Origin of the sequence: Blautia sp. AF34-10, assembly GCF_003477865.1 — a bacterium.
Classification (GTDB): Bacteria; Bacillota; Clostridia; order Lachnospirales; family Lachnospiraceae; genus Fusicatenibacter; species Fusicatenibacter saccharivorans.
Genome location: NZ_QUED01000011.1, coordinates 37,751 through 54,543, shown reverse-complemented (window position 1 = coordinate 54,543; position 16,793 = coordinate 37,751). Strand labels below are relative to the sequence as shown.

Annotated in this window: 9 protein-coding genes and 2 pseudogenes; 8 read left to right on the top strand and 3 right to left on the bottom strand. The window is 47.0% G+C overall.

Going from position 1 to position 16,793, the window contains the following annotated elements:
* The first annotated feature begins 252 nt into the window (after positions 1 to 252).
* Positions 253 to 1,365 carry a Gfo/Idh/MocA family protein gene (locus DWZ60_RS08550; protein WP_119221520.1) on the top strand — a complete coding sequence of 371 codons (1,113 nt, stop codon included), beginning with the start codon at positions 253 to 255 and terminating at the stop codon, positions 1,363 to 1,365.
* A 1-nt stretch (position 1,366) separates the two neighbouring features.
* On the opposite strand, the gene DWZ60_RS08545 is transcribed toward DWZ60_RS08550, so the two are convergent.
* Positions 1,367 to 2,239, bottom strand: a complete 873-nt coding sequence (locus DWZ60_RS08545) for an AraC family transcriptional regulator (RefSeq protein WP_118720306.1) — start codon at positions 2,237 to 2,239, stop codon at positions 1,367 to 1,369.
* 253 nt (positions 2,240 to 2,492) lie between these two features.
* Between DWZ60_RS08545 and DWZ60_RS20750 the strand changes: the two are divergent.
* A pseudogene (locus DWZ60_RS20750) lies at positions 2,493 to 4,515 on the top strand (right-handed parallel beta-helix repeat-containing protein).
* Positions 4,516 to 4,640: 125 nt separating this feature from the next.
* Positions 4,641 to 6,629 (top strand): right-handed parallel beta-helix repeat-containing protein, encoded by a 1,989-nt coding sequence (locus DWZ60_RS08535; protein ID WP_118640839.1) that lies wholly within the window; start codon positions 4,641 to 4,643, stop codon positions 6,627 to 6,629.
* Between the two features lie 86 nt (positions 6,630 to 6,715).
* Here DWZ60_RS08535 and DWZ60_RS08530 read toward each other — a convergent pair whose 3' ends face one another.
* Positions 6,716 to 7,912 (bottom strand): cation:proton antiporter, encoded by a 1,197-nt coding sequence (locus tag DWZ60_RS08530; RefSeq protein ID WP_118700630.1) that lies wholly within the window; start codon positions 7,910 to 7,912, stop codon positions 6,716 to 6,718.
* A gap of 254 nt (positions 7,913 to 8,166) precedes the next feature.
* Here DWZ60_RS08530 and DWZ60_RS08525 point away from each other — a divergent pair, with 254 nt between their 5' ends.
* Entirely contained in the window at positions 8,167 to 10,005 is a 1,839-nt protein-coding gene (locus DWZ60_RS08525) for a six-hairpin glycosidase (RefSeq protein ID WP_119221519.1), read from the top strand.
* A gap of 288 nt (positions 10,006 to 10,293) precedes the next feature.
* A pseudogene (locus tag DWZ60_RS21190) lies at positions 10,294 to 11,222 on the top strand (calcium/sodium antiporter).
* A 151-nt stretch (positions 11,223 to 11,373) separates the two neighbouring features.
* Here the strand turns inward: DWZ60_RS21190 and DWZ60_RS08515 are convergent.
* Positions 11,374 to 12,360, bottom strand: a complete 987-nt coding sequence (locus DWZ60_RS08515) for an aldo/keto reductase (protein ID WP_119221518.1) — start codon at positions 12,358 to 12,360, stop codon at positions 11,374 to 11,376.
* 394 nt (positions 12,361 to 12,754) lie between these two features.
* Here DWZ60_RS08515 and DWZ60_RS08505 point away from each other — a divergent pair, with 394 nt between their 5' ends.
* The 3 genes from DWZ60_RS08505 (at position 12,755) to DWZ60_RS08495 (ending at position 16,792) form a co-directional block, all read left to right on the top strand.
* Positions 12,755 to 14,548, top strand: coding sequence for a family 43 glycosylhydrolase (locus DWZ60_RS08505; RefSeq protein ID WP_119221517.1), 1,794 nt, complete (start codon positions 12,755 to 12,757; stop codon positions 14,546 to 14,548).
* Between the two features lie 91 nt (positions 14,549 to 14,639).
* Positions 14,640 to 15,503, top strand: a complete 864-nt coding sequence (locus DWZ60_RS08500) for a glycoside hydrolase family 3 protein (RefSeq protein WP_119221516.1) — start codon at positions 14,640 to 14,642, stop codon at positions 15,501 to 15,503.
* A gap of 224 nt (positions 15,504 to 15,727) precedes the next feature.
* Positions 15,728 to 16,792 carry a glycoside hydrolase family 3 C-terminal domain-containing protein gene (locus DWZ60_RS08495; RefSeq protein ID WP_158576365.1) on the top strand — a complete coding sequence of 355 codons (1,065 nt, stop codon included), beginning with the start codon at positions 15,728 to 15,730 and terminating at the stop codon, positions 16,790 to 16,792.
* Position 16,793: the final 1 nt, after the last annotated feature.

Sequence of the window (16,793 nt, the reverse complement as noted above, 5' to 3'; positions counted from 1 at the left end):
GTCAATTTTATGATGTTCTACCGGTTAAGAAAAATTGATATGATTGAATCGCTGAAAAGCGTGGAGTAAACAACAGAAAAAGGCCGTCCGCGGTGATGCAGAGAATCTGCAGAAACCGTGGGCGGTTTTTTCATTTTGAAAGTGAAATATGAGCCGGAATGCTTGTTTTTTCAGACATTTCGTTGTATAAAAAAGATAAGGGTTTTTATCAGAACAGAATCAAAAAACAAAGAGTAAAGGGGATTTTTACAAATGGGAACAACAGAAACGAAAAAAATGAGAGTCGGCGTTGTCGGCTGCGGAGCGATCAGTGATATTTATCTGACGAACATGATTCATAACTTTGAGAATCTTGAGGTAGCAGCATGCTGTGCAGGCCATCTTGAACATGCGAAAAAGAAAGCAGAGCAGTATGGCATCAAGGGCTGTACCTACGAGGAAATTCTGGCAGACCCGTCGATTGAAATGGTAGTCATTCTGACACCGGCACCGACCCACGAGGGGCTGATCCGTCAGGCACTGGAAGCCGGAAAACACGTTTACACTGAAAAAACAATGACCCTCGCACCGGAAACGGCAGCGAAACTGATCGAGCTGGCAGAGGAGAAACATCTCTATCTCGGTTCCGCACCGGACACCTTCCTTGGATCGGCACTGCAGACCGCAAGAAAAGCGATCGACGACGGGCTGATCGGCGAGGTGACATCTTTCGAAGCATGCGCAAACCGCGATCTTGATTTGCTGGCGAGCATCTTCCGTTTTCTGCGGATGCCGGGCGGCGGAATCTGCTATGATTTCGGTGTTTATTATCTGACGGCAATTGTGAGTCTTTTTGGTCCGGTGGATCGCGTTGTATCGTCCGTGCGAAACCTTGCGGCGAAGCGTGTGAACATCATTCCGGGCAGCCCGGAATACGGACAGGAATTTGACTATACAAACGAAAGTCAGGTCTTTACCATTCTGGAAATGAAAAACGGTGTGACCGGTACATTCTGCATCAATGGTGACAGCGTCATCAATGATCAGGCGGTATTCACCATTTACGGTAAAAAAGGTATCTTAAAGCTTGTTGATCCGAACAATTTCGGCGGCGATGTTGTCTATATTCCGGGTGTAAAAGACTGGACACAGCAGGCTGTTCCGGAAGTTTTACATTATGGTTTTGATTACAGCGAAAACAGCCGTGGTCTTGGTCCGTCTGAGATGGCAGAAGCAATTGCCGAGGGCAGACCGAACCGTGCGAACACAAAAATGGCATATCACGTGCTCGACACGATCGATCAGATTATGAAGAGTGCGGAAACGGGTGCATTTGAGAAGGTTCCATCCACCTGCGAAAGACCGGAGGTCATGCCGAATTCATAGTCTATTTCTGATAGGATTGCAGGTACATCTGACGGAAGTCGGTAGGGCTTACATTTTTTGATTTCAAAAAGACTCTGTTAAACGTAGAAATACTGTTAAAACCGGATTCGAGCGACACTTCGGTGATCGTGAGATCCGGTTTTTTTAACAGGTTTTCGGCGATATGGAGCCGTTCCCTGGTGACGAAATCCGTGAAGGAGAGGCCGGTGTATGCGCGGAACAGCTTGGAAAAATGACAGCGGGAGAATCCGGCGACCTTTGATGCTTCTTCCAGGGAAACCGGTTCGGTGCAGTGACTCGAGATCCAGGTACATGCAGCAATCATCTGGCGGTGTACCTGTGCGGAATGGCCTGTTTTTTGCGGTGCGGCAGTTTCGGTCGGCACGGAGAGATTTTCGCCGAGCAGAATAAAAAACTGATACAGCAGAACGCAACCGCGCAGCTCGGAAAAACTGATACCGGAGAGGGAGAGCCTGCGAAGCTCTGTCAGAAATCCGCGAAGCTTTTCGATTTCCGGGAAGTTGTTCTGATTCAGAAGACGGATCTGATAAAAAAGATAAGCAACAGACTGGAAATCCACGCGTTTTTCCAGAAAATCTGCATCGAGCTGAAGCATGATCAGGCGATGTTCTTTGTTGGTTGTGGAAACAGCGTGCAGCTCGCCGGGCCAGATAAAAAGAAGATCACCGGGCTTTAGCGGAAAGGTTTCTCCATTTACTTCATAGATAATGCCGTTATCCTGTGCAAGCACAATTTCGATATAGTGATGCCAGTGCAGACCGAAATAGGCGGGGACATGCGAAATGGAGATATCGTAAACATAGCTGTTGGCAAAATGATTGTTTTCGAAAAAAGAAGTCGAATCGTTTTTCATGGTAAAAAAAACCTCCGTATCTGATAAACGGTATTATACAACAGAACAAAGAAAAAATATAGAAAAAATCGAAACATCTGGGCAATGATCGGCAATATATAAGTAGTGTTTTACGAGGATCTGTATTATGGTTAAGATATGAAAATTGTGAAGAACGGCAGAAATTGAAAAAAGAGTGATGCGGTTTTGGCGAAAATTCACAAAAAAACAATAAAAATTTATGAAAAGTGAAGAAGTGGGAGGTAAGCAAAAAATGCAGATTTATGTAGATGGAAATGCTGTGCGAAGCGGAAATGGGCAGAAGGAATATCCATTTCAGACGATTTCCGAGGCGGCAAAAATTGCAAGGCCCGGCGACGAGGTGCTTGTAGCGCCTGGCGTATACCGGGAATATGTAGATCCGGCGAATGCGGGATGTGAGGATGCAAGAATTGTGTACCGTTCTGTGGAACCGGGAAAAGCTGTGATTACCGGTGCGGAAATTGTGGATAACTGGGAGCATTTGGAAGGTGATGTGTGGACAGCGCGCGTTTCGAACGGATTGTTTGGGGATTACAATCCATATACGACACTGGTCAGCGGTGACTGGTTTATCGCATCCTACACGGCACACACCGGAGAAGTGTATCTGAATGGAAAATCCATGTATGAGGTGACGAGCCTGGACAAGGTGAAAAAGCCGGAGATCTATAAAAAATCCTGGGATCAGGCATTCACGGTTTACACCTGGTATGTGGAGCAGGACGAAGAAAAAAATGAGACCGTTTTCTATGTGAATTTTCAGGGAAAAAATCCGAACGAAGAAACCGTAGAAATCAATGTACGTGAGAATTGCTTTTATCCATCGAAGGAGGGCATCGGTTATATCACGCTGGCCGGCTTTGTTGTAAAACAGGCGGCAACTCAGTGGCTCCGCCGACGGCATATCAGGAAGGAATGGTCGGTCCGCACTGGTCAAAGGGATGGATCATCGAGGATTGTGAAATTTCAGATTCGAAGTGCTCGGGCATTTCACTTGGAAAATACAGACAGCCGAACAATGACAATAAATGGCTCAAATGGAAATTCAAAGATGGTACACAGACGGAGCGTGACTGTATCTGCCAGGCGCAGCGAGAGGGATGGACGAAGGAAAATATCGGAAGCCATATCATCCGCCGGTGCAACATCCACGACTGTGGACAGACAGGTATTGTAGGCCACTTAGGCGGTGTGTTCTCGATTATTGAGGATAACCACGTTCACCATATCAATAATAAACAGAACCTTGCGGGTGCGGAGATCGGCGGCATCAAGATGCATGCAGCAATCGATGTGATCATTCGAAGAAACCATTTCCATCACTGTACGAGAGGCCTCTGGCTTGACTGGCAGGCACAGGGCACACGTGTTACGCAGAACCTGTTTCATGACAATACGCTGCCGAACGAGGAGAATGCAAATCCGGAGGGGATGGACGGCATCGGCGAGGATATCTTTATTGAAATTTCCCACGGACCGACGCTGGTGGACAATAACGTACTGCTTTCGGACCGCGCGATGAAGCTGGCAACGCAGGGTGTTGCGGTAGTACATAACCTGATCGCGGGATCGTTTACTGCTGTCGGCCGAGGTGTCAACAATGGCTCCGACAAGCTGCCGTCGCCGCGCTACACACCGTACCATGTGCCGCATCGCACGGAGATCAACGGATTTATGACAGTTCTTCACGGTGACTGCCGGTTCTACAATAATATCTTCATCCAGAAGCCGGTTCGTGCGGGAATGGAAGAAATCCGTAAACTGACCGGAGATAATGAGTGGGATGACGGAAATCTGACAGCAGGAACCGCACCGTACAGCGGATATCCGACATTGGAGGAGTACGTGGCAAGATTTGAGGGCTACTGCGGAATGGGCTCCGGAAAGTCACCGGATCTGTATTACGAGAAGCTGCCGGTATGGCTTGGCGGCAACGTTTACTTCAATGGGGCGAAGCGGCAGAGCAGGAACAGGACGCTGTAGTGGATACCGAGCATGAAATCACCATCGGTGTAAAAGAAGAGAACGGAAAATGGAAACTGGAGACTAATGTTTACGATTATCTGCCGCAGAATGCCTGTGCAGTGATCTCAACGGAGACGCTTGGCATGGCATTTGAGCCGGAACAGAAATATGAGAATCCGGATGGAACGCCGATCGTGTTCCGATATGACTACTTCGGAAACCGTCAGGGCATTCATCCGCTGCCGGGCCCGTTTGCATCAAAAGAGGCTGCGGAAGAAGCATTATCGTAAAGAAATTCTATAGACCCGCAAAAAAATAGCGTAAAAAATTCAGCGCCGCAGAGAGTGAATGATTGCGTCACAGCCTTTTTTGCAGTGTTTTCGGGTTTTACTATAACAAAAAGGAGTATAGAGAAATGATTTACTATGTCAATAATTCCGCTCCGAAGAATGGAAACGGAACAAAAGAGATGCCGTTCAAGTTCATCAACGATGCGGCAAAAATTGCAAAGGCAGGAGATGAAGTTCTGGTTGCACCTGGTATTTACCATGAATATGTTGATCCGGTCAACGGCGGAACCGAGGATGCGAGAATCGTCTATAAGAGTGAGAAGCCGCTCGGCGCAAAGATCACCGGTGCGGAAACGATGAATGACTGGGAGCATTACAAAGATAATGTGTGGGTATGCCGTGTAGACAACGGAGTTTTTGGCAATTATAACCCATACACGACAATGGTCGGCGGTGACTGGTATTTTGCACCGGTGGTACGCCATACCGGCGCGGTTTATCTGAATGACCGCCAGTTATACGAGACAGAGACGCTCGAGGAGTGTATCAAGGGCGAGGTTTATGCGCCGTCCTGGGAGCCGGAGTGGTCGGTTTACAAATGGTATACCGAGCAGGACAAAGAGAAAAATCAGACGGTCATCTACGCAAACTTCCAGGGTAAAAACCCGACGGAGGAAAAAGTAGAAATCAACGTGCGCCGGAACTGCTTTATGCCGTCGAAAACAGGCGTAAATTACATTACGTTCAGTGGATTTGATGTCAGCAAGGCAGCAACGACATGGGCGCCGCCGGCTGCTTATCAGGATGGTATGATCGGTCCGCACTGGTCGAAGGGATGGATTATTGAGGACTGTGAGGTCAGCAACAGCAAGTGCTGCGGTATTTCGCTCGGAAAATATTACGATCCGGAGAACGACCATTACTTTACCAGAAAACACGTAAAAAGCCCGACCCAGATGGAGCGTGATGCTGTGTGCCGCGGCCAGTATCACGGCTGGACGAAGGAGAACATCGGAAGCCATATCATCCGCCGCTGCCACATCCATCACTGTGAGCAGACCGGTATTGTCGGACGGATGGGCGGTGTGTTCAGTATTATCGAGGACAACCACATTCACAACATCAACAATATGCAGCAGCTTGGCGGAGCCGAGATTTCCGGTATCAAGATGCATGCAGCGATCGATGTTGTGATGAGAAGAAATCATATTCATCATTGCACGATGGGCATCTGGTGCGACTGGGAGGCACAGGGAACACGCCTGACCCAGAACCTGCTGCACGACAACTGCCCGCCGGAGGGAACACCAAAGGCAGAGGGCGCAATGATGAGTCAGGATATTTTCATCGAGGTTGGCCATGGTCCGACACTGATCGATAACAATATTATGCTCTCACCGGTCAGCGTTCGTATGGCGACCGATGGTATTGCCTGCGTACACAATCTGATGCTTGGCTCATTAACTGCAGTTGGCGGCGGAACAGGAGACCGTTACACGCCGTATCACATCCGTCACCGTACCGAGGTTGCCGGATTCATGACATTCCTGCATGGCGATGACCGGTTCTACAACAACATCTTTATCCAGAATTACCCGGTTGAGGAAACAGAAACGGTTGAGGACATGGGCTTCAAGATGGAGGATAACCAGGAGGTCGGAACGCATGTGTTCGACGAGTATCCGACCTATGACGAGTGGATCAGCCACTTTGAGCTGGATAAACCGGCCGACATGAGCAAGCTGGAGCCGTATCACAACAAGTGCCATCTGCCGGTTTGGGTAAACGGAAACGCTTACTTTAACGGAGCAAAGGCGTGTGTGAATGAAAAAGAGAATCTTATGGATAACGAGAACCAGGTTAAGGTGGAACTTGTGGAAAAAGACGGCCACTATTCCATCAAGACGAACGTGTATGAGTTCCTGAAGGATTTCCGGACGGGAATTATCAACAGTGATATTTTAGGATACGCCTTCGAGCCGGAGCAGAGATTCGAAGATCCGGACGGAAGCACGATTATCTTCGATCAGGACTATCTTGGCGAGCACCGCGGCGTGGCAGCAATGCCGGGACCGTTTGCGGATGGAGCTGAGGCAGAGAAGATTCTGTGGTAGAAAAAATCAGAACTTACCGGTTGATATGAAAAAAACAGGGCGCTGTGCAGGAAATGGCACAGCGCCCTGTTTTGGTAAAAGGAAAGTCAGGATGCCTTTGCAGAATCTTTTGCCGTCGGCATTTTCTCGTATAAGATTTTCAGCATAATCGGTGTTGCAATACTCGAGAAAAGAATCAGCAGAATCACGGCACTGAAGAAATCGCCGGATAAAAAGCCTGCATTCAGACCCTTTTGCGCAACGATCAGACAGACTTCACCACGGGTCATCATACCGACACCGATTTTCAGGCTGTCGCCCCAGGTAAAGCCGCATCCCTTTGACATCAGGCCACAGCCGATAATTTTTGCGGCAAGGCCGACGATGACGAAACAGATGGCAAAGAGTACGAATTTCTCGTTCATGCCGCTGAGCGTTGTTTTGAGTCCGATACTTGCAAAGAAAATCGGTCCGAAAATCATATAGGAGCTGATATCCATTTTTTCTTCGATGTAATCGGAAGAATCGAGGGAACACAGGATAACGCCCGCAACGTATGCACCGGTAATATCGGCGATGCCGAAATATTTTTCGGAAATGTAGGACAGTCCGAAGCAGAGTGCAAGACCCAGAATCGGGAGACGGCGGGTGTGCGGAAATATGGAGTTCATGCGGTTGAACAGCTTAAAGCAGAGAAAACCGAGCACAATCGCAAGGGCAAAAAACAGAATGGTGGAGGCTGCTACTTTCAGCGGATTGGATGTCGGATCTTTAAAACCGATGACAACAGTCAGCACAATGATACCAATGACATCGTCGATGATGGCTGCATTTAAGATGGTTGTTCCAACCTCTGTTTTCAGCTTGCCGAGTTCTTTCAAGGCCTGTACGGTGATGCTGACCGATGTCGCAGTCAGAATAACACCGATAAAAACAGCGTGGTAAAATTCTTCCGTTCCGACAGCAGAGAAGCCATAAAAGCTCATGTATAAGATGGCTCCAAGAACGAGAGGAACAAAAACACCGGCACAGGCGATCAGCAGGGATTTCACTCCGGTGCGGAGCAGATCCTTCAGGCTGGTGCCAAGACCTGCGGAGAACATCAGCAAAATGACACCGATCTCCGCCATTTGTGCGAGAAAGTCAGATTGCTGAACGAGTCCCAGCACACTGGGTCCAAGGACAATACCGGCAATCAGCTCGCCCACAACCTGCGGAGCCTTGCATTTTCTGGCAAGAATACCAAACAATTTTGCGAATACGATAATGATTGCCAGGTCTTTTAAAATGACATACGTATCCATGAAAAAGATACCCCCTTTTATGAAGTTTATGTATGTGTCGGCAGCTTGAAAGAGCAATGCCGGAGTTTGATACGCATACATTTTCAGTATAGCAAAAATTGAGAAAAAATACTATCGGCAAGAAAGAAAAAATAAAGTAAAACGGAAAAAGAGATATAGAAAAGAGCATGTAGATATAGTATGATCAAAGCAGCAAATAAATTTTACATGGAGTTCAAAAAGCGGGATCAAAAAAACGAAAGGGGAAATAAAAAATGAGAGTTGGGAACGTGAAAGAAATTGTATTTTCCAAAGATCCAAAACAGATGAACTGGCTGCGGGAGGATTTCCCATACGCCGAGGTGAAATGCCCGCCGGAGTTTTCGGCTGAGGTGCAGAATGAGAAAGACGGAGATGTGCTGACAACGAAGATTGTGGTTTCTTACAACGGTGCGCATCCGTATTTTACAAATGCCGGAAGTATTGGGGTTTCATTTCCGTTGCAGGACCGCTACACGGACAGTGTGACCTGCCGTGACTATCGGTGTCATGCACATGTTTTCTGTGGGGAGAATACCAGTTATATTATGGCGCTCCGCATGGGCGGTGCGGCTCCGCATCTGGGAATGGTGCTCACAAAAGGCAGTCTTTCTGCTTACAGTATTGAGCGCGATCTGAAACTGCAGAGCAATGACAGAGGCTGCTTCTGGCTGCACCCGTCCGCACAGGAATTTGCGCCGGGAGATACAATGAAGCTGGAGTGGAAAGTATTTCCGCATCAGGGACGCGAAGATTTCCGGGAGAAATTAAGAGCATTTTCCCAGGTGATTCTGGTGGATGCGGAGCAGTATGTGATTTATCCGGGAGAGACGAGTAAGGTAACCATTGAACCGGTATTTCAGGCAGAAAATGTAACGGTAAACGGAACATCGCTGGAAAAGACGGAAAATGGTGTTTATGAATATCTGTTTGAAAATGAAAAAACAGGGGAGTATGTACTTTCGATCTGTGCCGACGAGGTGAAAACCATCTGCCGTCTTCTCGTGCAGGAGCGGCCGGAAACACTGGCGGCAAAACGGTGTGCGTTTATCGTCGATCACCAGCAGTATCATGGAAAGATCAAAGAACTGCAGGGTGCCTATCTGCCGTATGATAACGAAGAAAAAATTCTCGTCTGCACGCCGGAAAACGATTTCAATGCCGGACGGGAGCGTACCGGTATGGGTGTGCTGATTGCACGGGCACTGCAGCAGAATCTTTTAAAAGACCGGGAAAAAGCGGAGCAGAGTCTTCGTGAGTACCATGCATTCTATCTTCGCGAGCTGGTAAATGCAGCAACAGGTCTTGTTTGCAACTGTTCCGGAAAGGACAACAGCTATTTCCGGCTTTACAACTACCCATGGGCAGTGACATTCTTTCTTGAATGCTGGAAGCTGTGGGGAGAAAAAGAAAATCTGAAGACAGCAGTTCGTATCACAGAAAAATTTTATGAACAGGATGGATTCCGTTTTTATCCGATTGAAATGCCGATTGTGATGCTCTGTCAAGAGCTGAAAAAAGCAGGAGAACAGGAGGATCTGAAAACAGTAAAAGATCTGTTCCGACGTCATGCCGACCAACTGATTGAGATCGGAACGGCTTATCCGGCTTCGGAGGTAAATTACGAGCAATCGATCATACAGCCGGCGGCCGAAGTCATTCTTCAGGTTTACGAGGTGACCGGGGAAGAAAAATACCTGCGCGGAGCCGAGCAGCAGATCGCCGTCCTCGAACTCTTCGACGGCCAGCAGCCGGACTACCATCTGCATGAAATTGCAATCCGCCATTGGGACGGCTACTGGTTCGGAAAACGCAGAGTCTTCGGAGACACCTTCCCGCACTACTGGAGTGCAGAAAACGGTCGAACCTTCAAACGCTACGCTCGCCTGACCGGAAACGAAGAATATAATATTCGCGGTGAGCATTCCCTGCGTGGCGTGCTGTCCATGTTCTTTGAGGATGGAACAGCGACCTGTGCGTACGTGTATCCGTATTCCGTCAACGGCCAGAAAACCGATTTTGCCGATCCGTATGCCAATGACCAGGACTGGGGTCTGTGCATGAATCTGGAATGAAACCAGAACCGGACAAAAGATTTTTGAAAATCAAAAGGGACTGTAAAACATTTCCGGAAGCTGAGGAACAAAAAAATGTTGACGAAAAAAAAGAAATTTGATAGACTGAAAAAATAAAAGGGAGTAGCTAGCCAACCGTGTTCACTTCTTCGTCAGTACAGCTATTGATATTCAATAACTCGGAAAGTGATTAAATAGCGAGACTTTTACTGTAGATGCAGTAGGAGTCTCTTTTTTGTGCCTATAACACCTACTGCAAAGATGCAAAAGAAAGAGAGGAAGATACGTATGATGTTACAGGCAGGAATTTTGATAGTGGGTTTCCTTTTTCTGGTAAAAGGAGCAGACTGGTTTGTGGAAGGGTCTGCAAGCATAGCAAGAAAGTTTGGAATTCCCCAGCTGATTATCGGACTTACCATTGTTGCAATGGGAACGAGTATGCCGGAGGTGCTGTGAGTATTACTGCAGCGATGCAGCAGAACGCAGGAATTACGATAGGAAATGTGGTTGGAAGTAATATCTTGAATATTTTTATTATTCTCGGACTTACGGCATTGATAACAAATGTGGCAATACAAAGGTCTACCTTGTTTTATGAAATACCGTTTATGATGTTTGTTACGGTAGTTTTAATGATATGCGGAATCACAGGAGGAAAAGTAACGTTTGCCGAGGGCATAGTCTTATGGGTACTGTTTCTTGTATATCTTGGCTATTTGTTTGTAATGTCGAAAAAAGGGGAAAATCCGGAAGAGGAGGAAGCGAAAAATTATCCTGTCTGGAAATGCCTTCTTTTGATGGTGGCAGGCGGCATCCTGGTTGTAAAAGGAAGTGATTTTGCCGTCAGCGGGGCAACCGAGATTGCCCGATACTTTGGAATGAGTGAGCGGTTTATCGGACTGACGATTGTTGCTCTTGGAACATCTCTTCCGGAGCTGGTAACATCTGTGACAGCAGCAAAAAGAGGGAATGCAGGAATTGCAATCGGAAATATTGTCGGAAGCAATATTTTTAACATTTTATTTGTAATTGGAACAGCCGCACTGATCTGTCCGGTGCCATTTGAAACTAAATTTATCGTAGACACAGGAATCGCAATTCTGGCAGGTCTGGTTTTATGGATTGGGACGTACAAGAACAGGGAATTACGGAAAACGTGTGGTGTTGTTATGCTTTTATGCTATGCAGGATACTTTGCATATTTATGTGTGATATAGGATGAACCATTTTTGATGAAACCATTATTTAAGCACCGACCATTTGGCCGGTGCTTTTGAACGGTATTCAGAGCATTACTTTTGACAGGGATTTTGAGAAACAATAACTTTTGTCGGTCGATACAGTTTTTCACCGAAGAAGTAGCCTTTCTCAAGGATTCTCGCGCATTACGCCGACCAGTGCATGCGGGACATATGGCTCTTCGAGATAAGCAATCTCATCCGGTGTCAGCTGTACACCGATGGCTTTGACGCCCTCTTCAATATGCGATACCTTTGTCGCCCCGACAACCGGAGCAGTAACTTTTGTGAGCAGCCATCCGAGCGAAATCTGGATTCTCGTCAGCCCCTTCTTCTTTGCAAGTTCACCGACGCGGTCGATAATGATGGCGTCTTTTTCTTTCGTCGCATCATACTTTCCTTTTGCGTACATATCTTCCTGCAGCCGTTTGGAAAGCTCCGACGGTTTTTTTGCCAGGCGGCCGGAAGCCAGCGGGCTGTACGGTGTCAGTGCAATATTCTGATCCTTGCAGAACGGAACCATCTCGCGTTCCTCCTCGCGGAATAGCAGATTGTAATGTCCCTGAATCGAAACAAATTTGGCCCAGCCGTTCTTATCCGCAATATAATTTGCTTTTGCGAGCTGCCATGCAAAGCAGTTGGAAATACCGATCGCACGTACTTTTCCGGAAGTAACCGCGGTATTCAGCGTTTCCATCACTTCCTCAATCGGCGTGTGGTAATCCCACATGTGGCAGATGTAAAGATCAATATAATCCATGCCAAGATTCGTAAGACTCCGGTCCAGCAGCCCTAAAATATGCTCTTTTCCGCTGACTCCGTTCGCGATCTCCTCCGCACTGCGCGGGAAAAATTTCGTTGCAACGACAACCTCATCGCGCTTCGCAAAATCCCTCAGTGCGCGTCCGAGATACTGCTCACTCGTTCCGCCCTGATAACCGGCTGCTGTATCAAAAAAATTCACCCCGAGCTCCAGTCCGCGTTTTAAAATTTCCCGGGAATGCTCCTCGTCAACCGTCCACGAATGCATTCCGCTCTTCGCATTGCCAAACCCCATACATCCCATGCAGATCCTTGACACATTCAAATCCGAATTTCCAAGCTTTGTGTACTCCATAAAAATACCTCCCTGTATGTGCATTGTTTTTACCCTAAGATACCTTCATTGTAAATCCAACACGAAAATTTGTCCAATACCTGAGGCAAAAATCCGGCCATGCAAGCTACGTCGATCTGCCGCTGGAACTCATTGCGGATACCGACGATGAGAAGCTGGTGGATGAGAAGTTTGCGAAATACATCATCAAATAGAAAATAAGCATGGAAAAGGGACGGGAGCTTCGGCTTCCGTTCTTTTTTTGTCCGGGGATGAAAAGAGTCCAAAAAGTGCAACAAAAAAGTCAAATCAGAACATTTCCTTTCCGCGCAGGATATGCTAAACTTTTTTTATAATAAGAAAAAAGGATGTACGAACAGGGGTTTTTACGTACGGTCTGGAAAGAGGAAACTTCATGAAAAAACAGTATTTCTGCAATCCATTAAACATGGACTACCGTTACCAGTTTATCGAGGATATGAGAAGCGGCGAGGACAAGATTTCCCGCGAGGCCGCCGATCCGTCGATGATTTTATTTCAGGGAAAATATTATATTTTTGCATCCATGACGTTGAGCGTATGGGTTTCGGAGGATATGGTTCACTGGGAGAGCCACCGGCTGCCGGACAGCCTGCCGCTGTATGACTATGCGCCGGATGTGCGTGTGGTCGGCGACTACGTGTATTTCAGCGCATCCCGTCGTGGCACGATCTGCGATTTTTACCGCACAAAAGATATCCTGAACGGGCCGTTTGAGCGCATTCCGGGAACCTTCGATTTCTGGGATCCGAACCTGTTTCTCGATGATGACGGAAAGCTCTATTTTTACTGGGGATGCAATAACGTGACTCCGATCTGGGGCGTGGAGCTTGACCCGGAGACAATGATTCCAAAGACAGAGAGAAAAGAACTGATCTACGGTCAGCCGGAAAAAATTGGATACGAGCGCGTTGGAGAAAATCATTCCAAAATGCCGCTGAGTGAAGAAGAAGCCGTTGAAAAATTCAAAGAATTTCTGAAAGCACAGGGAAAAGATGCGGATCATCTGACGGAGGAGCAGATCGGGTTTGCCAAAATCATGTTCAGTCAGAGACCGTTCATTGAGGGCGCATGGATGACAAAGTACAATGGAATCTATTACCTCCAGTATGCCGGTCCGGGAACGGAATACAACGTTTACGGTGACGGTGTTTACGAGAGCGATTCCCCGCTTGGCCCGTTCCATCTGGCAAAGAGCAATCCATATTCCTATAAACCGGGCGGATTCCTGCGCGGTGCCGGTCACGGTTCGACGATGGAGGACCGCTATGGAAACTGGTGGCATACCGCGACAATGCAGATCAGCAAAAACCACGATATGGAGCGTCGTGTTGGCATCTGGCGGGCAGGCTTTGACGAAGATGGTGTCCTGTTCTGCAATCAGCAGTTCGGCGACTGGCCGATGGCAGTGGAGCAGGCAAAAGAAGATCCATGGGCAAAACCGGAGTGGTATCTCTTAAGCTATCAGAAAGCAATGAGTGCATCGTCCTCTGAAGAAGGCAGAGAACCGTCGTTTGCGGCAGATGAAAATATCCAGACCTGGTGGCGCGCCGCCGGAAATCAGCCGGGCGAGTGGATTTCGATGGATCTTGGTGAGGTAAAAGATGTCCGCGCCGTACAGATCAATTTTGCGGATGATAAAATCGATGTACCCCTGCCGGGCGAGCGTCAGGGCGAACGATATATCGACCCGAGCCAGCATAAGACCAGATGGCTGCTTGAGGCATCCGCCGATGGAACAAACTATTTTGTTCTGGCAGATAAATCAGACGCAGAAACCAATTTGCCGCATGATTTCGTCGTAAAAGAAGAGGGTGTACAGATCCGTTATCTGAAACTCACCGTTTTTGAAGTGCCGTACCATCAGAATCCATGCATCTCCGGTCTTCGCGTCTTCGGATTCGGTAACGGCGAAAAACCGTCTGCACCGCAGTACCAGGCACAGCGGATCGGAACTATGGATATGCGCATCACCATCGAGCCACAGACAGACGCTGTCGGATACAACGTCCTTTGGGGTTTTGCTCCGGACAAGCTGTATCACAGCTGCATGACCTTTATGCCGGAGCAGAATATTGGTGCGCTGGTCGAAGGCGAAACGGTATATGTGAGAGTCGATGCGTTTAATGAAAATGGAATTACGGAAGGAACCGTAAGGCCGCTTGTATGATACAATTATATTGAAAAAGCAGAAAAACAGCTCAGGTGCTCTTTGGAAAAATGAACATTAGAAATAAACAGATTGAACATAAGGAGTATTTATGGAAATACATGAATTACAGCAATTGCTGTCAGAAATGTCTTTGCAGGAAAAAATAGGACAGATGGTGCAGCTCACCGGTGTATACTTCGATAAAGAGGCAGTACTCACAGGTGTTGTTGGCGAACAGTTACCACCGGAATGGATCATTCAATATGCCGGTTCAGTGCTAGGAGTGATCGGTAAAGATAAAATTTATGATATCCAGAGCAGATATATGGAACAGCATCCCCATCATATCCCGCTTCTCTTTATGGCAGATGTTATCCATGGATGTCGGACGATTTTTCCGATTCCGTTGGGGCAGGCGTGTTCATTTCATCCGGAACTGGTGTCTGAGGCGGCTTCTATAGCTGCCTTGGAGGCATCTTCAGAAGGGCTCAGAGCAACATTTTCTCCTGTGATTGATGTTTCAAGAGATCCCAGATGGGGAAGAATGATGGAATCCTTTGGAGAAGATCCATATGTAAATGGGATCATGGGAAAAGCAATGGTAGATGGCTATCAGCAGAAAGATGATACTGGAATAGCGGCATGCCTGAAGCATTTTGCGGGTTATGGAGCAGTGAATGCAGGCCGGGAATATAATGATGTTGAAATATCCAAGCGGACATTTCTGGAACAGTATGTAAAACCTTTCCGTATGGCATTAAAAGCAAAGCCTGCTATGGTCATGACAGCTTTTAATGCTATTGACCGTAAACCAATAAGCGGAAATAAGGAACTTCTTAAAGGGCTTCTGCGGGATAAGGAAGGATTTGAGGGAACTGTAATTTCAGATTGGGGCTCCATAGGTCAGCTGGAAGAACAGGGAGTGGCAGCTGATATGGAAGAAGCAGCAATCCAGCTTCAGAAGCCGGTGTAGACATTGATATGATGAGTCCTGCTTATATGCTGTGTCTGGAAAAACTGGTAGAAAGCGGAAAAATACCGGAAGCGTTTGTTGATGAAAGTGCATTCCGGGTCCTGATGATGAAAAATCAGCTGGGGCTTTTTGAAAATCCGTTTGCAGGTCTTGGAAAGAGTGGAAAACTGACTCTGCATAACCGGGAAAAGGCATATCAGCTGGCTGGCGAAAGCTGTGTCCTTTTGAAAAATGAAAAGCTGCTGCCATTAAGCATGAAGAAGAAAGTTATCTGGGCAGGTCCTTATACAGCATCAAGAGAATTCTTAAGCCGCTGGTCAATTTTTGGAGAACATGAGGCAGTTGAAACAATAGAAGATATTTTACAAAAAAAGCAGATAGAAGCAGAATGTATTACAGGATGCAATATTCTTTCTGATGAAGAGTGTAAGGTATGGCAGGTGGAACAGGAATTGTCTGACAAGCCAAGGGATGAGCAGTGGCTGGAAACGATAACCCATGAAGATACGGTTGTATGTGTACTGGGTGAACATGAGTCCCAGTCAGGAGAGGCTGCCAGCAGGGCATTTCTGACTTTGCCGGAAGAACAGCAGGTGTTATTTGAAAAAATAGCAGAACGTACAAGTAATATTGTGACTGTGGTAATTACAGGAAGACCATTGGACCTGCGGAGGATATCAGAAAAATCCAAGGCTGTCATTATGGCATGGAGACCCGGCACTATGGGAGCTGAAGCAATCATAGATCTTGTGTATGGCAGAATAAACCCTTCCGGCAAATTATCTGTGAGTATTCCATGGTGTGTGGGACAGGTGCCCATAAGCTACTGGGATGTAAAAACCGGACATATACTTACAGAAGATAATTCAGAAAATCGTTTCGCCAGCAGATATATGGATATCCCAAATACGCCGTTATATCCATTTGGCTATGGATTGTCCTATACAGAGTTTGATATTTCGGACATTGATGTGCAGACAGGACAGGATAAAAAAGTACATATACATTGTAATGTGTGCAATACAGGGAATGTTGCGGGAGCAGAAGTAGTCCAGTGTTATTATGAAACATTATATGCATCTGTAGTACGTCCAAAGAAAGAACTTGTCCGTTTCCGAAAGGTTTTCCTGGAGCCGGGGGAAAAGAAGAATGTAGATTTCTTTATTGACCAGGAAGAATTCTCATATTATGGCAAAAACATGGAAACCGTCAGCAGCGGAATGAAACTGCGTATCAGTATTGGAAACAGTAGTGACCACCTTGTTTCTGAGAACATTATACAAGTATAGG